The sequence below is a fragment of the Paenibacillus endophyticus genome (genome assembly GCF_014192395.1).
GTDB lineage: Bacteria > Bacillota > Bacilli > Paenibacillales > Paenibacillaceae > Pristimantibacillus > Pristimantibacillus endophyticus.
The window spans coordinates 73,056-96,641 of sequence record NZ_JACHXW010000011.1; the positions used below are offsets into that span (position 1 = coordinate 73,056).

The following is a 23,586-nucleotide window of genomic DNA, read 5'->3' on the forward strand; positions in this document are numbered from 1 at the left end:
TAACCAAAGTTAGTGTTTCGCAAATATTGTAGAAAAAAGTCTAATTTAAGAGTTCTAACTCCTTTGCACGGGCAATCGCCTGACTCCTTCTTTTAACTCCCAGTTTTCCGTATACGTTATGAATATAGCCTTTGACTGTTCCTTCTGTTAATCCGAATCGATAGGCAATTTCCTTATTCGTCAATCCATCTGTCAGCGCGTACAGGATCTCTGTTTCACGATTTGTAAGTGATTCGAATAACAGCTGTGAAGCTTTCGCAGAAGTTGATGACAGATCATCTGTTGGAACGATGGGTGAATAACTTTGGCTGCGAGCTTCATCTAATGATTTCACATACATCATTCGGGCAATCATTTGCTCCAGCATGACCCGTATTTCTTGAGTGAAAACGCCGGCTATAAGACTGTTCTCCAAGTAAAGTGCGAATGGCGTTAATCCTCCTGTGAAAAGAACAGGCATACACAGTACGGATTGGGACTGGTTTCTACGAATAGAGGGATCAGCGGAATAAGAGCTGTGCGAAGCATTAACAAGTACCACCGATTCGCCTGTTTTCAGTACATAACGGATAATAGACTCACCATACGAAGCTCCGCTGCTATCGCTCAATGAAACTTCCTTTTCAACGGCGTAGCTCTCTCCCTCGCTACCCACAATAAATCCCTTTTCTGCACCAGAATAGCGGATTGCAAGCTCCAGGAATTGGTCCATGGTATGACAATGGTCTAGTGAACTCATCCATTCTTGCTGCTGTTTGTATTGCCTATTGTCCGCAGTAAGCCAAGACGTGAACTCAGACTTGATTTCGATTGCACTAGGCTCCTCTGTAACTGCCTTGTCATCCCCTATTCTCTCAATCGCAGCTGTTCTTAATCCTTCATTTGTTTCTCTCAGCTGCCTTGCTTTGGCAGTAGCGCCCCATCTTGTATAAGTGTCACAAGCATCAGCAATAAGAGCCTCCGCCCCGTTCATACTCCCCATCTGCCTATAGAATACAGAGGCCCGTTCACAAGAAATAGCCTCCATTAGTCCCTCTCCTGCCTGGCGGGCTGCCCGGGTTGCCTCTTCGTATCGCTCGGCAGCAGCAACTCGATTGCCCTCCATCCGATAGATTTCAGCTGATAAGAGCAAATAAGCAGACGAATCCTTGTCGCTATAGCCAGACCATCGCCTCATAGAACGCAAGTGCTCACGCAGCTTCATCCGTATCCTCTTCTGCTCATTCGGCGACGCTTCCGAGTACATAGCAGCAAGCGTTAATGAATGGTACATCCTTTGTTTACGAACATGCGGCCGAGTTTGGAGGAATGTATTCTTCTCACCTCTCTTGGCCCATTCAAGGGCTTCCTGGTACCGCCCGAAGAGATAAGCAATCTCTATGTTACAGGTACATGTATAATAGACCTCGTTATTCAAAAAATCCTTGTATGGCTCGTTTAGTAAGGATTTAACGACTTCATCGCTTTCTCCAGCCCCATCTTGCATTTGTGCGATGTACCATTTTGCCCTACGAAAAATATTACGTGTGACTCCGTCCACAAGCTGCTGTGAAGTCTCTTCATAATCTTTGATCCGTGCAGATAATGAATACAAATCGCCGGTGTAGTTTGTTATAGTCGTCATCATCGCAATGCTAACATAGGTTAGATTAGCCGATTCCATCCCATATTGGATCGATTTCTCAAACTGCTTAATCCCTTCATCCGGATTAATAATGCCGACAAGGCCTTTCAGATAATATAATCGGCTTCGCAGGTCTGCGCTGTCGAAGGAAGCTGCTAGATGGAATGCCTGATCTACATATTGAGGCCCCGTACGGAAACCTGACATTTTATAAATAACCATCCCGTAGCTGGCAAGCATAAAGGAGAAAGCCTCATTGCTTCCATACTTTAGACCATAACGAACAAATCTTGAGAATAACACAGCTGACTGCTCTAGACTTAACACATAGACAGGGAGCGAAATCGCCATGACCAGGTCTGACAATGCTTTATAGCGCGGGTCACGATTAATCGGTAAATGTGGAACCTCGCTACCCTTATTGAACAATGCACTCTGTGTCATTAATATTTCCTTTATAACTAATGCTTTGGAAGGCTTGCTTGGTAAATGCCAGCTGAGTTCTGCTAGCGCCTGCTGCCCAATATGGACAGCCGTTTCATCCTTCTTCAAATACGAATACATGGCAATACGTATCAAATAGATATGAGAACGTTCAACCACGTTTGTTGTGCAAGACATTAAGTTTGCGAGTAATTCCTCCGCACGATCTGTATGACCACACATGTATTCACATTCCGATACCTCCAGCAGGAGCCGGTAATCAAGGGACGCTGTATTTTGCCAGTCGCCGCCAGAAAGACGTAAAGCGATTTCATAAAAATGGAGCGCAGCCGTAAATGCTGTTGTTGCCTTAGACTTTATACCCGCCTGATAGTTAAATGCGGCAAGCTCTCTCTTCTCCGCATCATCCACTATCTTCTTGCTGCCCAGATTCAAGTGATGCACCATGTCAAATATAGTAAATACACTCTCACTTGATAAATCATCTCGTATGACGCGGCCAATGCTCAGATGTAAGCTCGTTTGGTCCGATTCAGACATGGTCATGTAAGCTGCCTGTTGAATACGGTCATGCAAGAATCTATAATAACGTTCAACACCGTCTGACTCCTCAGTGTCATTTTCTCGGCAGATTAGACCCTCTTCCTCTATTACATGCAGAAGTCTGCGTACATGCAGCAGAGAATTCCCACTAACTAAAGAGATCGTGAGTGGACAGAAACGATGTCCGATAGCTGCTCCTATGGCTAACAGCTCGATCTTTTCGGGGGATAGCATACGAATACGAGCCTCTATTAAATGTACAATGTCCGGATCCTCAGGAATGTCCGTGATGACAGATGGTTCCCATACCCATGACGCCTCTACTTCATCATAATAAAGCTTATTCTCTCGATACAGATTGTCCAGTAGACGATTCAAGTATAATGGATTGCCGCCTGTTCGGTGGTATAACACCTCCGCGAGCGAGCGAATACGGGCGGAGTTCTCATCAAGAACATCCGATACGAATTGTCTCACTTCGATGTAGGACAGAGCCTCGAGATGGATATGATGTACAGATAATTGGAATTCATCATGCAAGGAAAGCGACTCCGCCATCCATGCAGCTGCATCCACTTTATTCTCTTCATGTTTTTGCCATCCTAAAGTGAATTCCTCCCTAAACGCACTGATCACTAGTAAGCCAGGCCGTGCTTGATCATGTACAATTGTACGAAGAACATCTATGGTAGCAGGATCTGCCCATTGAAGATCATCAAGGAAAATGACTAAGGGATGCTGCTTATCTACAAAAACTTTTATGAATATAGGCACTAAGCGGTTAAAGCGAATAGCAGCCTCAGCAGGATGCAGCGGTTCTATTGCTGGAATGACATCGAACAGCTCTGCAGCTTCCGGTAAAAGCTGTACAATGACAGCTGCTCCCAGGCCTAAGGCCTTTGTTAATTGTTTCTTCAGCTTCGCTACTCGATCCGGTGATTCGCTCCATATTTGCCGAATGAGGCTTCGCAAAGCTTCCAGCAGTGAAGAGAACGGAATGTCGCGATTCATCATATCGCATTTGCCACTAACGAACCGACCGCCATCCCTTCTAACTAACATCTGAAGTGCTCGAACGAGCACCGTTTTACCGCTTCCTGCGCTTCCGCTAACGAAAACAAACGAAGATGCACCAGCTTTTGCCTGTTCGAAAGCATCTCGGAGAGCTCTTTCTTCCACTTCACGACCAAAGAGGGTCTGAGGAAGCCGAAACCGGCTTGCCTCATCTGCCTGAGCGATTTCGAAGGATATGACTTCTCCCTTTTCTTCCATAGATAAGGCGCACCACTTCAAATCACTTAATAAACCATATGCACTCTGATAGCGCTCTTCCGGATTCTTCGACAACAGCTTCATAATAACAGCCTCAAGCGAGCCAGCCATTTCCGAACGCCATTCGCTTAGAGGCTTTGGTACAACAGCAAGGTGTACATGTATCCATTCTTCTACACTTTGTGCATGAAACGGCAGTCGCCCTGACAGCATCTCATAAAAGATCATACCAAGGGCATACAGATCGCTGCGTCCATCTGGCATATGATTGATTCTGCCTGTTTGTTCGGGGGACATATAAGTGTAATCCATGAGTAGCGGATCTATGGAAATAGCTGCTTTCATATCCAATTGAATTTGAATATTCGCTGGACTCCAATTTCCAAATAATTCATTCTGCTTGTGAGCCAAATGTACCGACTCCGTCAGTCCTATAGCTATATGTAAGAAGGAGCTGACGTTCATTGGGCCTCCGTTCATCATTTCCTTTAAATGAATAGCTTCTGTAAGAACCATCCCAGTTTCCACTCCAATTCGTTCTTAGTGCATCATACCCAGTGCATCTTTTAATTCTATCATTATATCGGAATGACGCGCATACGAATTCATCTCAGAATTCGAACAACTAATAAAGTGAGAAATGAACATATATATTTACGGCAGCTCATGCGGTATAAAGGCACCGTCCCCCGTTTCTTCCTTTATTTCACGCAAAAAAGCCTCCTCGTTATTTTCTCCTTCTTCCACGTCGCCGAGCAGCTTACACACCCCAAAAAATCAAAATTACTCAAATAGAAAATTAAAAATCCACAACCTTGTACAGTTGTGGATTTACATGGTGGAAGCGAGGGGAATTGAACCCCTGTCCGAAGATCACACCATACAGGCTTTTAAAGGGTGTAGTCACAGTTTTGATGTCACCCAGGATCGCCCCTATGAATTATCTGTCGACAGAATGTTCTTTTAAAATGTTTGCTGTAGTCTCCATCGAATGAATTCCTTTTGCAATATCTACAATAAATTCCACTGCGTATTTACGTTCCATTCTTAGATGTTTTCCATTCAACATAAGGAATGATTTTGTAACCAGATAGGCAGTCCGTTTATTGCCATTGTGAAAGCAATGATTCTTCACCAGAGACTCTAGTAGGGCAGCGGCTTTGTCAAATAAATATGGATAAGCATCTTCTCCAAAATCACTTTGTTGAGGTCTATGTACCGCAGACTCCAACAGGCCGTGATCCTTCACACCCGCTTGGTCTGCGTCGTTCATTTTCTTCATCATGAAATAGTGGGCAGAAATAACCTCTTCTTTGGTTAGGAATGTTGTCATTTCATCTATCCCTTAAATCCTCAAGGATACCTTCATCTTCTTCAAACACGTCAAAGAACGCTTCAAGAACTTCTGGTCTTACATTATCGGGGAGTTGAACTTGCCGAACCTTTTTCAATACCACTTCACCACGATCATTTTCAATAAATTCAATCTCATCGCCTTGTGAGACATTCAACTTTTCAGCCAGACTTTTTGGCAAGCTTACTCCCAAGCTATTGCCCATTCTTCCAATTTTGCGAGAATAACGCTTCACATTCTGCCTATCATTTGTCACTTTGATCACACCATTCATATTCATTCTCCTTTCTATATTATGATCGGCCTTCGACCAGTTATACCTTATAACTGTTACTACTTTTTTAACGTATGTACATCTTATCAAAATTCTAAACACTTATAAAGCAAAAACCCGACCTCACGAGGTCGGGTTTTTCATGGTTTGGTGGAGGCGAAACGTGGCTGCGCAAAACCACCATTCACCGCCTGATGCTACTCGATTAGCCAATCGTGCTCACTCGCCCCTGTTTAACGGGATTGAATTTTCACTTCTCTTCCAACTTGTTCTTTATATAGTTGGGCAATACAAAAGAAGCCCGAAATATTTCAGGATTTACATATTTCGTTTCCTCCCACGGCAAACCATTTAAGTTTGCTTCGAGTGGATCCCACTTTTTGGAGGCAACAGTAAAGCTCCATATCCCCCCGGGAAATGAAGGAATGGAACATAAATAAGTGCGTACAATTGGAAATAGCTTTTTCAATCTGCTAATCGTTTTTTTCAAAATATCCGAATTGTAGTAGGGGGAACCTGACTGAAAAACGACTATACCCTCATCAGTCAAACTATCGTAAACATACTGATAGAATTGTTGTTTATATAGACTAACTGCCGGCCCATAGGGGTCTGATCTATCCACGAGAAGCACATCATATTTATTTTTTTGTTCTTGAATCCACTTATACCCGTCCTTTAATACTGTACGTATTAGTTCACCCCGCGCAGGATCAGCCTCTTTTGTCATCCATAACCTGCATACCTCAATCACTCTCGGATCAATTTCCACAACATCTATTTGCTGCACACTTGCATACTTCAGTGCTTTGCGGGCTGGTCCGCAATCGCCTCCTCCTATCATGGCTACTTTTCTTGGTTCAGGGTGAGTGGCCATTGCAATATGCGTAATCATTTCATTATAAATAAAGCCGTCTTTTGAAGTAACTTGGGGAGTCCCATCCAGAACTAGCATACGGCCGAAACCTTTCGTTTCGACAATGCTAATCTCTTGAAAAGATGATTGTTCGTAGTGGAGCAATGCTCCGACTTTATATCCAACTTCCATATCTAAATCTGGAAGGTCATCCCATAACCACAGATCCTCATTTGTCTCTTTATAATAACCAGTTAATGAATGCCTTCTATCCTTCATTCTACACCCCACCGAATATTCATTTTTTTAATCGATCCAATAAAAGCCCATCAGAACCAGTACTTTCGCCCGTAACAAAGTCTTTCATATAGTAAGATAGATACGCACCATACTTGGTATCGGTTTGAAGCAGAAGTTCGTCCACAAAATAAATTCCAGCAGGAATGTCATCAAGCAACAGAGCGGATAAGGCACCATAGATGCCGCACGCTACCTGAAAATAAGTAGCATTTGTTTTATATTCGGAAAATATTTTTTTGTTATTCATCGTGTTGTACATAAATCGTTCCTTGTCTTTGTAAACGAGCAGCACGCCTACCAAATCTTCTCCATCCAGTTCAGCATCCAACGGGTCCAAAACCTTGTGGTTCCAATCCCAAAGATCGGTAGCATTACCAAGATTCGAACGGATCAAATCCGTAGTAAAGTCATTCACGCGATAAAGAAAACCGACCTCCATATCATATGCTTTCCCAAGAGTAACAACCTCTTCATGCGGCATCAAGCAACCGTAAAACTGCTTGTTTCCGAGCGACACTTTAAACTCCAGCTCATAAACAGCGTTATAGAAAAAGAGAGGCATATGTTGCTTCATAAACATAGGATAGTTTAGTATGGCTTCATCCAAAAAACATTCGGGTGACCATGTCGTATAAACCGTGTTTTTCTGAGCTAGCGATACATCCTTATAAAATGTATTATCATGTTCAACGATAAAGCAGCCCAGCGGATTTTCACCTGGTGTTTGCCTTATCATTTCCAAGGCCATCCATTGCACGACGCCGGGATTCATTCCAGAGCCGATGATCGCCTTTGTATTCGTGAACCGTCCTCTATTTTCTTCGAAAATGCGGTATCGTTCCAATAACGTAAATCCTTCAAGCTCTTCTTTCTCGTCCACCATTGTATTTTCTAAAGCGGTGTTAATACTAAGGGTTATTTTCTGATGGTCCAAGTTCCTCAACTCCTTTAAGCTAGATATTCATAATAGCTAGAATATGATCCAATCAATTACCTATCTGTAGAATAGAATCTATCGTTTCTCAATAGTGTTGCTTCCATCCAATCTATAAACTAAATAGAAAACTGCAGACAAAGAAGAACATGGTCTTACAACGAAAAATAGAGCCAAGACCTCTTGAAAAAGGGGCCTGGCTCCATTCATTTACTTAGTCGTTATATAACAAAATCCACAACCTCATGCGGTTGTGGATTTACACGGTGAAGGGTATAGAATGGGATCACACCATTCACTGAAACCCAAATAGCCTTCTCGCCGCTTGCATGGAACGTCTTGATATGCGCTAGAATATTCTTTCGGTTAACCACACACCACCTAATACACAAGCTATTGCGGAACATATATTGACTACTCTCACCGAATATTTCCATTTCTGAGCAAAGAAGAGAAGAGGAAGCAATACAACAAGTATCCCTATCTGAGCCGCCTCTATACCCAAATTGAAACTAAATATATTAAAACCCAAGGCGTTTTTTGGTAAATCCATACCTTTTAATAAATCGGCAAATCCCATTCCATGAATCAAACCAAAAACAAATGTAATCATCCAGCGATTCTTTACATCTCTTCTAAACATATTTTCAATAGCAACATAGCAAATACTAAGGGCAATTGCTGGTTCGACGAAACTAGATGGTACATTAATAATGTCGAGGACGGTTAATGTCAAAGTTAAGCAGTGAGCTATGGTAAAAGCAGTAATAACCGTTGCATATTGTTTAATCGTTTGCCTTGCAATTAAAAGTGAAAATAAAAACAATAGGTGATCGTAGCCTGTTAAAATATGTTCCATTCCTAGTCTGAAAAACGCGATGAATGCAGAAATCATCTTGTGAACCCTCCCAAGATTGTTTTACTTTGTTCATGTGGATGCCGTGCTCTTCGCGCATAAATGACGGTAATCAATAAAGCAGCAGCGGACGAACCCCAAATTAATATGAGGAATAAAGAAGGCACGGGATCTATATCAGCCTCTGTTACAGTGCTTATTAATATCTTCCTCCCACTGTAAACAGTCATGAAATAGGGCATGAAAGAAGCGGCACCCATTTGCAAGCAGCTCATCAAAACATAAACCAATCTGCTTGTTTTCAATGACAGCGGAGCTAGTACCCTTATTACCATAAGCGAGAGGACTGATAAGCCCAGTTGGCCATAGAAAAACCGCAGGTCGACTTCCGGCTTTTGAATGATGTTCAGAATCAAGACAGGACCTAGTGAAACTAGGGCTAGAAGCAGCAAAGGCCTGGCAATCTGCCTGGCATAATTTTGTAGATTGAAATGCCTCCAAAACTTTAGGGGAATTGGCAATATGACCATCGCTATATAATACAGAAGACAGAATATGAATCCATACAACATGTTCCTTAGCTTTATGATATTGCTTTTTTCCACTGTATAATTAAAGTTTTCTCCCGGATTTTCTAGCGCTATGGACTGATCCAAGGCCCTGATAGCCTTGCCGAAATGATGTTGCTTGACAAGAATGTCGGAATACAACTGCAGGGACCGGGCTTTATCTGCACTTGACATGTCTGCCTTGTCAAAGCTGTTTAAATATTTTTCCACATTTTTTCTTGCCTTTTGATATTCGATTGTTTCAAAATATTTGTTTGCCAAATAGATATGCATTTCGGGCGCAATCACTGCGTTCTCATTCTTTGAAAGCAAGGTTTCCACTTCATCCAGCGTTACTTTAAGGGAATTATTTCCCGCTTCCAACTGGATTTTCCTGAAGTTTTGCAATGCTTGCCATTCAGAATGTCGTTCATTTAGATATGCAACCCTATCTTGGAAGGCACTCGCAAATACCCCCTCAGGGAATTGATCAAGATACTCTTTATAAAAGAACAATGCTTTTTCAAAATTAAATAGGTAATCATCATAGAAATGGGTCAATTGCCTGTAGACAGTTTCACTTTTCAGATCCGGAATCTTTGCCAACAGCTCCTCCAAAACGAAAGCGGCCTGCTCATAATTTTTGTCAGTAAAAAATTGGTTCGCTTTCATGTTGTATTCCCGTTCAAGGTCGGCAGAACTGCTTTGAGCCATGCTGGTGCCAGAGCTCGTAACGAAGATAATAATAGCAATCATGATGGAAACAAAAAAATAGAATGATTTATTTTTTTTCATGTATTTCTCTCTTCCTGTTTCTCTTAGAACGGTACCAGGTGTAAGTTGAACACCCTATCGACGAACCAGATGAAACCAGCAATAAAAATGAATACGGATGTTACAGCAGTCACTTTTCTCATAGGCAGCTTTTTCTTTATCAGATAAATTAAGAGCAATATGATTAAAAAGATCATCAGTTGTCCCAATTCCACGCCGACATGAAATGAGACCACCGAATGAACAAGATTCGATTTACCTGCGATGAACCCCTGAAGATCGTTGGCAAATCCGAATCCATGGGCCAATCCGAACATAAATGTGACCAGCCATCGATAATTAATCTGTTTTGCCAACAGGTTTTCCAGCGCGATATAACAAATCGAGAAAGCGATCACGCTTTCGACATACCTGGAGTTCAGAGTTACAACCTGCATGGCTGCCAGCAACAAAGTAATGCTGTACGACACTGTATAGGAAGCGAAAATCGTCAAGGCTCCCCTGGTCGATAAACCGATCACAAGTAAAGCAATTAAAAATGCTATATGATCAAATCCGGCATATCCGGCTAAGATATGTTTCATTCCAAGCAAGAGGAAAGTAGATATATCCGACAATAAAGCTGCGGTTTTATCAGAGAAATTCCATACCGTATTCCGGGAGTCCAGTGTATACTGCAAATCCGGTTGGTTATAATTGAAAACCTCCTGCACCGATTCATCATCGGCATCGGTAAAATAGATATAGCCAAGATTCACATGCTGATTGTTAGTCTCTTCAAATAAAAGACGGTATTCAATCTTCACTTTATTTTCTTGCCAGTTCAAGCCCACCTCGCTCATCTTAAGCCATATTTTCCAAAAGGTTCCCTCCCTCTCTATTTTCTCTACCTTTATCGGATAAGAGCGATTATTGACGGAAACTGACAACTTTTCGTTGATGTAAGGTTGAATAATCTTGGTTTCAATTTCATAAAGCTGCTCATTCGTGAGATTGTCAAGGTCATATTTAAGTCCTTTGATCCCTCTTATTTCCTGAAATAAGGCAGGGTCAAGCTCAATCGTGGACAAAATGCGATCCTTGCCAATAGCCCATTTCGATCCTCCCAGATACATGTCGTGAGCGGAGACGTGGGAACCACCGGAAAATATGAAAACGATCAGGATCAATGGAGCTAATTTTCTAAGCCATTGCAAAGGCATGACGATGCCCTCGTTTCTTCTTTAAATTATGGAGCGGCCGCAGGGAACACCCTGCGGCCGCCTGTTTTATACTGATTTGAACAATCGGCATCCGAGCGTAGTCTAAGCTGTTATATACAAAATGGTGCCACCGGATGCTTCTCGGCATCATCAGTGCTGATATCGATTGTCTCTATTGAGACGCTTTGTGCAAAATCCATTGTCTTAGAGGCTGCCGTTCTTCTGCAGCATCAAGTAGAGACGGTAAATCATTTGTGCAGTTTCCGCCCTTGTCGCCTGACCTTTCGGGTTCAGCGCCGAGCCGTTGCCTTGAATAATGCCCGCTTTCACCATTTCAGCTGCGGCGTCGATTGCGTAAGGTGCGATCGACAGCTTGTCCTTGAAGCCGTTCAAATCTGCCGGCATACCGCTTAGGTCCAGCTTGTTGGTTACTTCCATCGCCCGGCTAATGAGTACCATCATGTCCTGACGAGAAATGAAGTCGCGCGGATTGAACTTGTTGTCGCCCGTGCCGTTCGCGATGCCGAGCGCTTTGACGATGTTTAGCGCTTTATAGTAGTAGTCGTTCGCGCTCACGTCGCTGAAATTGGACGTGACGTCTGCCTTCAGGTCCAGCATACGGACGAGCATTTCCATGAAGTCGGCGCGCGTAATGCGTTTGCCAGGCTCAAAGGTAGTAGCCGACGTTCCGTTGATGATGCCTTGTTTGGCCAACACTGCGATAGCGTCATTCGCCCAATCGTACTGCGAGTTGACATCAGTGAACGGATTGACCGGAATTACCGGTTCACTGCCCCCGTTAACCGGAGGCGTCGGATTACCGTTGCCGTTGCCCGGTTGTGTCGGATTACCGTTGCCGTTGCCCGGTTGTGTCGGATTACCGTCGCCATTACCCGGTTGCGTCGGAACTGAAGCCGCTGTTGTGTAGATGACATGCAGCTGTGGAATTTGGTCTTCATTGTCGCCTGCGCCTTCAAAGGACTCGGCAGTTCTAGTCCCTTGACCGGTTAGAATGAAGCCCAGTGTGTTCCCTTCTTTCCAGCCATCCTTATTTGCGATTTCCTGAACCAAAATTGCAACGTTAGGCGTTTGCTGATCTGGACCGGCTTCATGTTCTACTGTCCACGCCGGCGCATCCTTCCAGTTGACAAAGTTTTTCGTCTTCATACGTGATGAAACATTAGGCGGATTTTGCAGTTCTGAGTTTGCAACGTCCTCCGCATATATATTCACGTCAAACGGATCCACGTTCTTATCGGGCTCGTCAACGGAAAACTGAATATATGCGTCAAGAATCTTAGCCCCTTGAGGAATAGCCAGCTCAGCAAATCTGAGTAAGATCTGTTGGTTGGATTCTTCCGTTACAATTTCCAGGTCCGAACTCTCCAAATCCAACGTTCCATCTGCAAGTTCTTCCGTATCGTCGTATTGGCCTTTGATTGGCGATACAAGCACATGGGATTCTCCGTTTAATGGAGGACCGACAATGATAGATACCTTACTACTATCGATTGATATTCCTTGAACAGTAACTTCTGCCCAAATGTTTACGGACATAGTGCGAAGAGGCTGATTTTGCATGGTTACAATTCCGCTGGCAGAAACTTTCAAAATATCATCAATACTTGTTTTATATTGGATGGTGGCCGAAGAAAGATCCATATCCACTCCCAAATTGTCTTTCAACGATAGACTTAGCTGAGCCTTAGAGTTGCTTGATACCGAATTGACATCCGATGTCAATGTTGCTTCTGCCAGCCCATCTGGATTTTCGAGATGGATGGTCACCTTATTACTGGTAACCAGTTTGCTTCCATCGTAGATCTGAGCCCAAACCTGAGCAGATTCATTAAATACAGGTTTGTTCTTGGCTGTCACTGTTCCGTCCGCCGCAATGGAAAGCATGTCAGGCTTATCCGTGTAATATTTTACATTGGCACCTGAAAGATCCACATTAGCATTATGGCTGTTCATAGCCGAAAGACCGAGCTTAATGCTGCTATCAGGGGAATCCATTTGTAAAGTATCCTTATCTGGAGTAAGGGTTAATTCGGAAATATCCAGTTGAACCTGGGCGTTATTAACCGTTATGGTCTCGATTACTGTGCCGTCTATCCGACGGGAGGTAACGACCATTTGATCCCCTTCAACATCGAACTCCGTTAGGAAGTACGACTTGTCCGCTTTGACGATGTTCGGCCAAGTTGGGTCCACATCGTACGACGGAGCGCCGCCGCCGCCGGAGGTGATATACTCGACCCCCTCGAATTCCGCGCGAGCATAGTTATGATTGTGACCGTTGAGGTACAACGGCACCCCAAACTGCTTCAGGAGAGGATGGATGTATTCCTGGAGATCGGTATTGTTCCCATGAGTACCGGCACCCCACGCCGGCTGATGCCCCATCACAATCTTCCACGACTTTTTAGTGGAAGCAAGATCGTTTTCGAGCCAGTTGTACTGGGCCGAGCCAGGTTTAAAGTCGGTATACTCGTCTACTACTGCGATATGAATCGGTCCGTAATCGAAGGACCAGTAGAAGTCCTCCACGTATGGATAAGGATAGTATTTCTCATAGACCGAGCCTACTCCTTCATGGTTACCCCTTGCCCCCACCATAGGAACCTCGGTCAGGAGAGTGTGCAAGTTCGGGTAGGCGGACTTCGGAACGAAGTGTTGAGCGGTCCAGTTGCTCTCGGAATCGCTTGAGGCAATATCCCCGCTGTTCAGGAGAAGCGTCTGGTAGGCTGGGTCAGCTTCATATGCCTGACGTGCCAAGGTAGCCACCTGATCCTGATAATTCGGTTGGGTGCGGCTGTCGCCGTAGGATAGGAACTTCACGGAGGTAGCATCATCCGCAGGCGCGGTGACAAAAGAACCAGCCTCACCATCTACCTCATAGTAGTACTTGGTCTGAGGCTGCAGACCTGTGATGTTGAACATGTGCTGGTTGTCGTCACCGTACGTTCCGACGGTCGCTTCATACGTGCTAGAAGTGACAGTCAACGTGGGTTCGGTCCCCCATTTAAGGACATTCGATTGATCTTCGCTCGTCTGCCAAAGGACACTCATTGCGGTGTTGGAACCTTCGAATAGCAGATACGGCCCTTTAATGATGTTGCTTGCAGCCGACACGTTAAAAATACCAACGGTGAAAAGAACCGTACACACACCAACAATCAATGATAAAACTCTCCACTTGCCATTTAACTTATCCTTCATCTCTTTCTTCCCTTCTCGTTCATTCGGAGTCGGAATCAGGGGAAACCGCAACAAGCGATATTATCGCACAAAAAAATAGATAGATTTATTTTCCTCCTTAACCACTGTCATCTCGGCTGCCTTGCTCACATCTTCGATTCCAAAAGTTGCGATTTGAAGATATCCCCTGAGTTAAACTGCCATTGCTTATTATAAAGTATCAAATTGCAATTTAAATTTAAGATATTATTAATTATTTTAGTCCTAAATCTCTTTGTGTCGAGATATTCCTTATGTTACGCGGGTTTCTCGAGTATTCATGCCTGTAGAGGCTCCCTATCCTATCGCAATAGCCTAGCGAATCGTTCTAGCTTTACAATTGCTTAAACTCGCGATAACATCCCGCATATAATTCTTCTCTAAGATGATCGATATCAACATGACGATAGAGAGAGAGGTACAGCCGATGAGATCATTGTTCAATGCAAGAGATTTTGCGATTACGCAAGCGAGTGCAGCCGCACTGCTATTTTTTTCGATACCTTTACTCAATATCATAGGGCTTAGTAACCATAAGCTGGAGTCCGTCCTGCACGGATTGGGCGCAACCATCACCGTCATCATGAGCTGCCAAGTGATTCACCTAGTCTATCCCATGCTGCGGGGCAAGAATGGGGCCGCAGCCAAACTGGAATGGGTGCTCTGGCTTACGAATCTTATGGTTCTGATTACGATCGTGTTAGGCAACTGGCTCTACCCCGCTTACCGAGGGGTGGACGGTGCCCAGCAGTGGTTGATGTACCACAAGCCTGAGGTGCATTTGATTATTATGGAATATAAAGAATTTGTTTCGCTGTACCCGCTTCCTCTCGGAATTGCGGCTGCCTTTTTATTGCGCCGGTTTCGCTATGCTCTAGAACCGGGCTCAGCGGTTAGCGGGATCATCGCTTTATTGATCACGCTATTCTGGATCTGTTTGCTGATTGGATTGGCGTTCGGAATCGGTTTGGCGAAACTGAAAATGGTATGATTTTCAACAAGGTTAAGAGGGAGAGAACATCATGAGAGAAGACAAACAACGAAAAACAGGCGAAATTGCTGCCGTGCTGCTTTCGGTATGGCTCGGTATCGCAGCGATAACGGTCAGTCACTTATGGAGCTATTACAATCCGATTAGAGCCAATCAGGTTTTGCTGAAGCTGGGCTCCTGGATCCCCTCTTGGTGGGGCATCGGACCCTATACCGGCAAAGAAACGATAGGACTGGTCGTCTGGTTGGCCACTTGGGCTATATTCCATTGGACGATCGGACGGAAAGATGTCAATCTGAAGCCGTGGACGATAGGATTTGCCATTGCCTTTATTGCCAATATGATCATTATCTGGCCTACCGTATACCACAGCATATTGTGGTGGCCGGCCCTGCCGAACACTTTACCGGGAGGAGAAGGGTAATCATGTCAATCCTATACAAATATAAACTTTCTTTGCTGCTGCTGGTGCTCTTGATTGTTCTATTTTTGTCCTTTTTTTGGACTAGAGTCCCCATGGAAGGATTCAAGTCACCCCCCACGTCGTCCACTTCGTTTCGATTCGGTTATTTCAGTCAATCGGAAGGGGAAATCGGGGAGTGGATCAAGCAATTCCCAGACTTATCGTATTTTGCCGCGTCCAACCAGTTGTTGCAGAATCATCCGGAAGCGCAAACGTTTCAGCTTTATCCCATATACGATGGTTCTACGACGGAACAAAGTTTCAGCCAAGCTTATTCTCATGTGCCTGCCCAGACTCTTCCCGGTTACGGGAAATCAGTTTATGCAGTAACTAACGGCAACGCCCGATTATTCTTCCTCAACGCCGAGCGGATGTCTGATCCGGGAGACCGCCAGTTGGAATGGACCCGTAAGACGGTTGACAAAAATAAGCTGACGTACAACATAGCCTGGCTAAGCAAAGATCCGGAGCTTCCCGAGGTATGGAACGCGTTCAGACTCGCCGGAATCAGTGCGGTGTTCATCCGCGATTCCGTCTACGTTCTGAATTTAGCCGTTACACAAAAGCCTTCTGATTATTCGCCAGCTGAATATCAGGGCTGGGAAGTATGGGATCTGTCCAAGCTGAAGGAAACACCTTTCATAATGGTATTGGAAGCGAATGATAACGCGCTTTCCATTAAGGCTGAGAATAAACAGCAACAAGTGCTGGATCAACTAGTAGAGAATCCGGATAACCTCGCGATGTGGGACCTGGCTACGTTGAAAGAAAAACAAGAAATACCGCTCGTTGGCATTGAATCCTTATGGCGCTACCATCCGGGCAGCAAGGAGATCAAATTCTTTATACCGGAAGGTGTCGATTTGGTGGGAGAAGGTCCGATTATTGAAACATTCCACACGGAAACAGTACAACTGCCTGCATACGATTGGCGCAGTCCGGAATACGACGATTCCGTCTGGGAGGTCGGCAGGGCTCCACTGGGAACGACGAGTAATAAAGAGCGGCAAACTAATATTCAAACAACCTTGGAGGCCGGGAAGTCCCCTACTTATTATTTCCGCAAGTCGTTTGAATTGGATAAGGATCCGAAGGAGTTGTCCGGTTTATTTTTGAATATCGCCTTTGAGGACGGTTACGTCGTTTATCTGAACGGCCAGGAAGTATCTCGGGACGCCATTCTAAGCGGATTCGCAACCGAGTCCTCGCTGGCGTTTCCGAATGATTTAACCTACTCTCGAAGAATTGATCTAAAAACCCATTTGGACAAGCTTGTGAAGGGGACCAATGTCATTGCCGTTGAGGTGCACCGCAGTCATCCCGCCTCGCCCAATCTATTCTTTGACTTTGCCTTGTCTGTTGAATCGAAAGTGAAGGAACGTGAATGATGCGAAAAAAACAGATGAATTACACTAGAAAACCAATGAGGAGAAACGTTTCATTATTCTTGCTAATACTCCTAACCATCACGATGGCCGGATGCGTACCAGCTCCAAACACAATGATTCCGATTGCCGACATTGCGGTTACGGGCGGGCATCTAATTGTCCAAAACGAAACCGGATTTGTATGGTTCGATGCGAAAATCACCATTGACGACCAGTACACATATATAGCAGATTTGATGCCAGCCGGCAAATCCAGCGTGCCGTTATCCGAATTCGTTGATGATCAAGGCAAAGCTTACAATCGTGGGAGGTTGAGCATCCGAGATTTGAAGATCGATATAACCGACACGTTGGGGGGTAAAAGGCACTTTGATTGGTAAATCACTTTCCAGCCCTTTCGCTTCCCAATAGGAAGCAGAAAGGGCGTTGTTTGTGTTTCAAGACATTTTCCGCGCTTCAGCCATGACAATACGAGTCTATTCCGGGATGCCTAGTGCTCGGAGCCAACGAATATGGGTGCGTACCCGTTTGACGGGCATGGGTCTGCATGTTCCGGAGAGGTTCCTATCTTCCGGCTTTTACGTTCAGACTGGAATTGGACTCAAACGTAAAGCTATTCCGCTTCCTCCATCCTCTTTTTCATTTGTTTAGCGATATTTACTACACTGTCGTCAATCCAATCCGGCTCTCCTCTTTCTCAAACAATCCAATGCTGGCGTCAAACTGAATAGCCGTGTACGTATAGGGCCAAAGAAACAGACTACAGTGTTAATTTATCACCGCTATTAACACATTTTCTATTTATGATGCTATCATTAAGATAATCAACTTATTTATAGCGCATTTTGTAGATTGGGGACGACTTCATCATGAGGGATATTCTTCGATTCGGTTCTCGTACTGTCTTGCTTTACATAGCTGTTGTCGTTGTTGTTGGTTTGGTCGCAAGCTATGCCGTCGTATTTGCACCGGACTCCCCTCAGATTCAAAGCGAAGAAGGCATTCTAGATTTAACGAAGGATCATGTTAGTAAGAATCCGCTAAAGTTACAGGGGGAATGGGCGTTCTTCTGGCAAGAACTTCTTTCTCCAGAGGATATACGGAGCCGCATGGAAAACGGTGGACAGGTTAATCGATATATCAACATTCCCGGATCCTGGCTAGGCTACCCGTTGGATGGACAAGAGCTGAGCGGAGAAGGTTTCGCAACATTTCGGCTGGTCATTGAGCTTAGCAAGCAGGATAGGAATGAGCGGCTTGCTCTCCGGCTGCCTTCTATATTTCATGCGTATAAATTGTGGGCGAATGGAGAGCTGCTGGCAGAAGTCGGTGAGGTGGGTCCGGACAAGAGTCGCGTGAAACCGCATCTGGCAACGAAGCTGGTGTTCTTCCAGCCCGAAAACGACACTTTAGAGCTTGTTATGCAAGTAGCGAACTTTCATCATAAGCGAGGCGGCATCACCCAATATATAGAACTGGGTGGCAGCAGCGTGTTAACGGTCAGGTCAAATCTGAAGATTGCCAAAGATATGTTCATAACTGCATGTCTGCTGGTGATTGGATTGTATAATCTGCTGTTGTTCGTGCTGCGACGCAAGGACAAGGCGCCGTTGTACTTTGGTTTGTTCACCGTGTTGTTCGGCATTCGCTCCTTGTTAAACGGCGAGCTCATGATTACACAATTGCTTCCTCATTTTCCGTGGGAATTGCAGTTTAAGATCGAGTATTTGATTCTTTGCATCAGTGGTTATATCATCACCATGTATTTTGAATGCATTTTCCCGAATTATGTGTCGCGCTGGTTTCGTCTTGGTACCCGCATCGCAACCAGCGCACTCTGTCTAATTGTTGTGATAACCCCTGCACTTATCTATTCAAAAATGTTACTGGTAATTGGTGTAATCGTTGTTCTGCACATGGTGTATCTGATGGTTGGGCTTGCCCAAGCGGCTATGCGGCGTATAGAGGGAGCGCTGATCTTCCTGTTGGTGTCGGTGGTTACTCTTGTTACGGTTATCAACGATTTTTTATATTACAATGAATGGTCGCTAATCGGAAATACATCTCCGCTTGGTCTGTTGGTATTTACGATCGCACAGATGATTCTGCTTTCTTCAAGATTTACGAGGGCGGCAACGAACGAAGAGAGGATTGCACGTGAGCTGCAGGAAGCTAATAACAAGCTGACTGAAATGAATGCCAATTTGGAGCGGATCGTGATGGAGCGCACACATGCGTTATCCGCAGCTCACGAGGATCTCCGCATGTCATATGATCGGCTGCTCCACTCCGAGCAAGGGAGGAAGAAGCTGCTTGCCTACATTACGCATGATTTGCGCATGCCCCTGTCCAGCATGCTTGGTTATGTCGAAGCTGTGAAGGACATGGTTAAGCCGGAGCGCAACGAACAGTACCTGAAGTATATCCGGGATAACACGATAAGGATTAACCGCATGATCGAGGAGTTGTCCTTTTTGTCGCATCTAGAGACGGGACAAGTAGCGTATCGAATGGAGCCGGTTCATGCCATTCCCTTCTTGCGTGATTTCTTTGAACAATATGAGCTGGTTGTGCGTGACGCCGGGCTCCATTTCATATTGGATATCGGAAATACGGAAGATCAACGACCTGACTTGCCTGTTATCGAGATGGATGGGCAAAGATTGGAGCAGGCGTTGTTTAATCTAGTGTCGAACGCGATGAAGTTCACCTCTACTGGTGGGACGGTGCGTCTTGCACTAGCCGTGGACGAGGCGCAAGATACCCGCTATGCGATAATTAGCGTACAAGATTCTGGCACGGGTATTCCCCCAGAGCAGCTCGAGCAAATCTTCGATCGCAATTATAGGTATGATCGATCGGGCATGGACATGGAAGTAGAGGGCAGCGGACTCGGGCTGGCGATTTGCAGGGAAATCGTACAAGCGCATGGAGGGGCGGTTCGAGCGGAGAGCGATGGCAAGACGGGGTCGATATTCTATGTATCGCTGCCTTTGTATTCGAGAAGCAGGAAGGTGACAGCATGAAGGAAACGTACAAAATTATGATCGTCGATGATGATCCCCATATCTGTGAGATTGTTCAAGTGTATTGCGAACGGGAAGGCTTTATATCCTCATATAGCCACAGCGGGACAGAAGCCATGAAGCTGCTTTCATCGCTCGATCCGGATTTGATAGTACTGGATGTAATGCTGGCTAATGAAAACGGCATTGACTGGTGCAGGAACGCACGTAATTACACGAATGCGCCGATCGTGTTTCTGAGCAGTCGTGAGGAAGACGAGGTGAAAATCAGCGCATTATCCTATGGCGGCGACGATTATGTGACCAAGCCGTTCAGTCCGGGAGTACTCATGGCCAAAATCAAGGCTCACCTTCGCAGAGTGTCGACAAGCAGAAGGGAACAACTGCTCGAGTTACCGGGTATGACGCTGGATTTCTACGCACAGTCCGTCAATATAGATAGCAATACCATCTTTTTATCGAAAAAAGAATTTAGTCTACTATCCTATTTGGCCCAAAACGTTAATCGTGTCGTCACTGTCGATACATTGTTCCATCTCATCTGGGGAATGGAGAGTCTGGAGGATACGAGAACGGTCGCTGTACACATCAGTAATTTACGAAAAAAAATCGAGGCTGATCCTGTCAATCCTGAGAGAATCATTACGATTCGGGGGGCCGGATATATGCTGGTTGCCAGCAAGCGCGAAAGCAGCGATAAGGTTGGCAGTGTACACGACTGCCGCTAAATCATATCCCAGATAAAGCGACAAAAGCGAAGTGGTCAAGCGGTAAAAGCCTTGAGCGGCAAGGGATTTATGCATTTTTAACTATCGAAAAATGGTTCGCATAAAGTAATACGAAAGACCACCTCCGTTTTACTTTAGAGGGTGGTCTTTCGTGCCGATTCTCCGCTACATCCCGTGTTTAAATCTCATCTCATATAGAACAGAACACCAGGAAACTTCTCTGAAACGGATAACTATATACTTCTAGATATCGACTCGGCGGATCTCTACCAAGCACTCCACATGTATCGAATGCTATTATTGATAGATTTCTTCATCCGAAATTTCCAGTTGAGTAAATCGTTGAACTTCTAATTGGAACGCATGTATGGAGACTTCGTTTTCCTGTTCCTGGAAAATGATGTCATCCAATTCCTTTCCCCTTTGAATATTTCATCGTCCCGCGTCTTGTTCAGCAGTTTATCAGCAAGCTCCATACGATCTTTTTGCAAATGCCTCAGCTACTTATTTACTTCATTCATTTCCTCTTTAACATACGTAATTTTCACATTTGCTCATTTTAAGGCATTCTTCACTAGATGGCCATTTATTTTACGAATCGTTGCCACTCCTTAAATTGAGACCTCACTCACCTTAACTGTCCGTCAACGCCTACCGCTGAACCGTTTGATCGCTTCCTCGGTCACCGGCTCGAAGAGGTTGACGAGGTTGCCGTCGGGATCACGGAAAAGCACAGAACGGTTCCCCCACGGCATCGTGGTCGGTTCCTTTACCCAATCATCGACAAATAGCTTCAAGCGTGCGTATTCGGCATCGACATTGTCGACTCGGAACTCGATGATGACAGTGTGATTGTTGGCCGCCACTACGGAACCAGCGCCGAATAGTTGCGCCGTCTGGGAGTGGCCGATTGCCAGGGTGCATGATGGCACAACGAGTTCGGCAAAAACGGGCGCGGGGCGCTCCGCCGAAACACCCATGACTTTCTCATAGAACTCGACGAGACGATCCACGTCGTTAGTAATGATGCGCACAGAAGCGAAATTCACAAGATATCATCCTTCCTATAATAAATGGTACAATACCGTATTATCGTGGGCCAGAACCAGCGAAGCTTCCTTAAGGGGCAAAGTAGCTGTAAAAAATAGATTGGCTGTGTCCCCCAACCGATGCAAGACGTACTTCGCATTTATCTCACCACTCCTTTACGTTTACATACCCGATTATAAAACAACGCTACTGACAACGTTATGTCAGTAGCGTTTTAACATTCTTTGGGCTTCCTCACGAATACAATTTCGGAATGATTCAGGTTCCAATACGATCACACCCGCTCCCCAGCCAAGCACCCATTGCAGCAATTCATCCAGTTGACGAACGCGTAAGACCACATGCAATCCATCTTGATGCTCTTCCATATCCTCCATGTAATGATATTTCGATTCCTTCACCCTATCTGCGATGTCATGGTTAAATCGAAGGCGAACTCGCAAATGGCGATCATCAGGAGGGGTATACTCCCTTAAGTTAAAATGCGCTGGTAGTTCGAATCGTTCTTCCAGTTCGATAAGTTCGGTCATTCGGGACAAGCGGAAATGGCGAATGTCTTGGCGTAGATCGCAACGGGCCACGAGCATCCAAGATCCTTCAACGAGTACCAGGCCATAGGGAGCGACGGTACGATCACTATGGTGATTCCCCTTGGAATCCGCAATCCCTTTCGAATAATGAAATCTGATTTTTCGTTCATCTAATATCGCTCGACGGATCTTTTCGAAATATTCCCTTTCTTTTGACAGCGCAACCCGTTTACCGGGAGTGAGCAAGCGCAGCGCCTTGCGCACACGAGAGGTCTCATTGCGAACGCTCTCCGATAGAATGGCCTCGATTTTCCTCCGAGCGGCTTGAGCCCTGATACAATACTCATCATCAAATCGTTGCTCGATAAAGTCCGTTCCTATAAGCAAGGTCACGGCTTCTTCTATCGTGAAACTGATCGGCGGCAGGAAATAGCCTTTCATCAAAGAATATCCTGTGCCTGGGGCACCTATAATCGGCACGCCCGCTTCACTAAGTGCCTGAATGTCACGATAGATGGTCCGCACGCTGGTTTCGAATAGGTCCGCCAAATCTTCGCCCCGTACCACTTCTCTGCTTTGCAGCTCCAGAACGATGGCTAATAAACGGTCTATTTTGTTCATTGGCTGCCCCCCTTGAAACTTAATGCTGTTCACCAAAAACTTGCCATCACTTGTGGTAAGGTTCACCGCGCTTTACCTTAACTGCTCGTTAGTCTAATAATACACCTAAGTGTACAGAGATATTAAAACCAATGCATTTGAGCGATACTGTCATATCTCATTTGTTCAGTATGAATAAACCCCTGCCAAATAACACCCCTGAAACCCGCATTCCACCGTTGCCCTTATAAATAAAGTCATGCTACAAAACAGTCATTTTCATGATTTTTTTCTCGACTTTTGTATCACGACTTTATTATAAACTGAATAATGTCATGACAAAAGAGCAAGGGAAGAGCAGTTTAAAGACAGGGGTAAAGATAGGGATGTAGGGCAGTTCGAGGGCTAATACAAACAGGAATCGAAGTCTGGGAAAGAGCGGATTAGAGATGCAGAAAAAGAGCCGAGACGAGCATTTCAATCGGGAGAATAGAGCGAGGAAATGCCTGAGAAATGCAGATGTAGTGCGGCTTTACAGTTGTTCTATATGCGGGAGGAGAAGCCTGAAGGAAGGATTAGACGGCATCTG

18 protein-coding genes are annotated in these 23,586 nt (G+C 45.0%); 6 read left to right on the forward strand and 12 right to left on the reverse strand.

All coding sequences use genetic code 11. The annotated features are described in order from the left end of the window. Positions 1–40: 40 nt before the first annotated feature. The 10 genes from FHS16_RS18115 to FHS16_RS18160 form a co-directional block, all read right to left on the reverse strand. Positions 41–4,399 carry a BREX system ATP-binding domain-containing protein gene (locus FHS16_RS18115; protein WP_183565575.1) on the reverse strand — a complete coding sequence of 1,453 codons (4,359 nt, stop codon included), beginning with the start codon at positions 4,397–4,399 and terminating at the stop codon, positions 41–43. 138 nt (positions 4,400–4,537) lie between these two features. Further along, on the reverse strand, positions 4,538–4,651 hold the full coding sequence (locus tag FHS16_RS32680; RefSeq protein WP_376769682.1) for an NUDIX domain-containing protein: 114 nt from the start codon (positions 4,649–4,651) through the stop codon (positions 4,538–4,540). Between the two features lie 172 nt (positions 4,652–4,823). Next, on the reverse strand, positions 4,824–5,216 hold the full coding sequence (locus tag FHS16_RS18125) for a type II toxin-antitoxin system death-on-curing family toxin (RefSeq protein WP_183565582.1): 393 nt from the start codon (positions 5,214–5,216) through the stop codon (positions 4,824–4,826). 1 nt (position 5,217) lies between these two features. Further along, positions 5,218–5,511: an AbrB/MazE/SpoVT family DNA-binding domain-containing protein gene (locus tag FHS16_RS18130; protein ID WP_183565585.1), complete on the reverse strand. Its 294-nt coding sequence runs from the start codon at positions 5,509–5,511 to the stop codon at positions 5,218–5,220. Between the two features lie 250 nt (positions 5,512–5,761). Further along, on the reverse strand, positions 5,762–6,646 hold the full coding sequence (gene speE, locus FHS16_RS18135; RefSeq protein WP_183565589.1) for a polyamine aminopropyltransferase: 885 nt from the start codon (positions 6,644–6,646) through the stop codon (positions 5,762–5,764). A 19-nt stretch (positions 6,647–6,665) separates the two neighbouring features. Then, a complete protein-coding gene (locus tag FHS16_RS18140) occupies positions 6,666–7,601 on the reverse strand; it encodes an S-adenosylmethionine decarboxylase related protein (RefSeq protein ID WP_183565592.1) in 936 nt (311 codons plus the stop codon). Positions 7,602–7,950: 349 nt separating this feature from the next. Next, positions 7,951–8,496, reverse strand: coding sequence for a HupE/UreJ family protein (locus tag FHS16_RS18145; protein ID WP_183565595.1), 546 nt, complete (start codon positions 8,494–8,496; stop codon positions 7,951–7,953). Beyond that, complete coding sequence (locus FHS16_RS18150; protein WP_183565598.1) at positions 8,493–9,800, reverse strand: tetratricopeptide repeat protein; 1,308 nt, start codon at positions 9,798–9,800, stop codon at positions 8,493–8,495. Before FHS16_RS18150 ends, FHS16_RS18145 begins: the two co-directional genes overlap by 4 nt. 23 nt (positions 9,801–9,823) lie before the next feature. Then, positions 9,824–10,981 carry a HupE/UreJ family protein gene (locus tag FHS16_RS18155; protein ID WP_183565601.1) on the reverse strand — a complete coding sequence of 386 codons (1,158 nt, stop codon included), beginning with the start codon at positions 10,979–10,981 and terminating at the stop codon, positions 9,824–9,826. Between the two features lie 204 nt (positions 10,982–11,185). Then, positions 11,186–14,203: an S-layer homology domain-containing protein gene (locus tag FHS16_RS18160; protein ID WP_183565604.1), complete on the reverse strand. Its 3,018-nt coding sequence runs from the start codon at positions 14,201–14,203 to the stop codon at positions 11,186–11,188. A gap of 445 nt (positions 14,204–14,648) precedes the next feature. Here FHS16_RS18160 and FHS16_RS18165 point away from each other — a divergent pair, with 445 nt between their 5' ends. The 6 genes from FHS16_RS18165 to FHS16_RS18190 all read left to right on the forward strand — a co-directional run bounded on the left by FHS16_RS18165 (position 14,649) and on the right by FHS16_RS18190 (position 20,817). Next, the gene (locus tag FHS16_RS18165; protein ID WP_183565607.1) at positions 14,649–15,212 is read left to right on the forward strand and encodes a hypothetical protein; all 564 of its coding nucleotides are present in this window, start codon (positions 14,649–14,651) and stop codon (positions 15,210–15,212) included. A gap of 31 nt (positions 15,213–15,243) precedes the next feature. Then, positions 15,244–15,636, forward strand: a complete 393-nt coding sequence (locus tag FHS16_RS18170; protein ID WP_183565610.1) for a hypothetical protein — start codon at positions 15,244–15,246, stop codon at positions 15,634–15,636. 2 nt (positions 15,637–15,638) lie between these two features. Then, positions 15,639–17,063 (forward strand): hypothetical protein, encoded by a 1,425-nt coding sequence (locus FHS16_RS18175; RefSeq protein ID WP_183565613.1) that lies wholly within the window; start codon positions 15,639–15,641, stop codon positions 17,061–17,063. After that, positions 17,060–17,443: a hypothetical protein gene (locus FHS16_RS18180; RefSeq protein WP_183565618.1), complete on the forward strand. Its 384-nt coding sequence runs from the start codon at positions 17,060–17,062 to the stop codon at positions 17,441–17,443. The genes FHS16_RS18175 and FHS16_RS18180 overlap by 4 nt, the downstream gene beginning before the upstream one ends. A gap of 489 nt (positions 17,444–17,932) precedes the next feature. Further along, on the forward strand, positions 17,933–20,089 hold the full coding sequence (locus FHS16_RS18185; RefSeq protein ID WP_183565621.1) for an ATP-binding protein: 2,157 nt from the start codon (positions 17,933–17,935) through the stop codon (positions 20,087–20,089). Beyond that, positions 20,086–20,817 carry a response regulator transcription factor gene (locus FHS16_RS18190; RefSeq protein WP_183565624.1) on the forward strand — a complete coding sequence of 244 codons (732 nt, stop codon included), beginning with the start codon at positions 20,086–20,088 and terminating at the stop codon, positions 20,815–20,817. The genes FHS16_RS18185 and FHS16_RS18190 overlap by 4 nt, the downstream gene beginning before the upstream one ends. A 644-nt stretch (positions 20,818–21,461) precedes the next feature. Here FHS16_RS18190 and FHS16_RS18195 read toward each other — a convergent pair. Together FHS16_RS18195 and FHS16_RS18200 are read right to left on the reverse strand one after the other, a co-directional pair. Continuing rightward, the gene (locus tag FHS16_RS18195) at positions 21,462–21,866 is read right to left on the reverse strand and encodes a VOC family protein (RefSeq protein WP_183565627.1); all 405 of its coding nucleotides are present in this window, start codon (positions 21,864–21,866) and stop codon (positions 21,462–21,464) included. Positions 21,867–22,070: 204 nt separating this feature from the next. Next, positions 22,071–23,018, reverse strand: coding sequence for a helix-turn-helix transcriptional regulator (locus tag FHS16_RS18200; RefSeq protein ID WP_183565630.1), 948 nt, complete (start codon positions 23,016–23,018; stop codon positions 22,071–22,073). Positions 23,019–23,586 lie beyond the last annotated feature (568 nt).

What these genes read in the sequence shown, in the direction of transcription:
- FHS16_RS18115 (WP_183565575.1), bottom strand. Translation starts at nt 4,399, where the DNA reads ATGGTTCTTACAGAAGCTATTCATTTAAAGGAAATGATGAACGGAGGC.
- FHS16_RS18125 (WP_183565582.1), bottom strand. Translation starts at nt 5,216, where the DNA reads ATGACAACATTCCTAACCAAAGAAGAGGTTATTTCTGCCCACTATTTC.
- FHS16_RS18130 (WP_183565585.1), bottom strand. Translation starts at nt 5,511, where the DNA reads ATGAATGGTGTGATCAAAGTGACAAATGATAGGCAGAATGTGAAGCGT.
- speE (WP_183565589.1), bottom strand. Translation starts at nt 6,646, where the DNA reads ATGAAGGATAGAAGGCATTCATTAACTGGTTATTATAAAGAGACAAAT.
- FHS16_RS18145 (WP_183565595.1), bottom strand. Translation starts at nt 8,496, where the DNA reads ATGATTTCTGCATTCATCGCGTTTTTCAGACTAGGAATGGAACATATT.
- FHS16_RS18150 (WP_183565598.1), bottom strand. Translation starts at nt 9,800, where the DNA reads ATGAAAAAAAATAAATCATTCTATTTTTTTGTTTCCATCATGATTGCT.
- FHS16_RS18155 (WP_183565601.1), bottom strand. Translation starts at nt 10,981, where the DNA reads ATGCCTTTGCAATGGCTTAGAAAATTAGCTCCATTGATCCTGATCGTT.
- FHS16_RS18160 (WP_183565604.1), bottom strand. Translation starts at nt 14,203, where the DNA reads ATGAAGGATAAGTTAAATGGCAAGTGGAGAGTTTTATCATTGATTGTT.
- FHS16_RS18165 (WP_183565607.1), top strand. Translation starts at nt 14,649, where the DNA reads ATGAGATCATTGTTCAATGCAAGAGATTTTGCGATTACGCAAGCGAGT.
- FHS16_RS18170 (WP_183565610.1), top strand. Translation starts at nt 15,244, where the DNA reads ATGAGAGAAGACAAACAACGAAAAACAGGCGAAATTGCTGCCGTGCTG.
- FHS16_RS18175 (WP_183565613.1), top strand. Translation starts at nt 15,639, where the DNA reads ATGTCAATCCTATACAAATATAAACTTTCTTTGCTGCTGCTGGTGCTC.
- FHS16_RS18180 (WP_183565618.1), top strand. Translation starts at nt 17,060, where the DNA reads ATGATGCGAAAAAAACAGATGAATTACACTAGAAAACCAATGAGGAGA.
- FHS16_RS18185 (WP_183565621.1), top strand. Translation starts at nt 17,933, where the DNA reads ATGAGGGATATTCTTCGATTCGGTTCTCGTACTGTCTTGCTTTACATA.
- FHS16_RS18190 (WP_183565624.1), top strand. Translation starts at nt 20,086, where the DNA reads ATGAAGGAAACGTACAAAATTATGATCGTCGATGATGATCCCCATATC.
- FHS16_RS18200 (WP_183565630.1), bottom strand. Translation starts at nt 23,018, where the DNA reads ATGAACAAAATAGACCGTTTATTAGCCATCGTTCTGGAGCTGCAAAGC.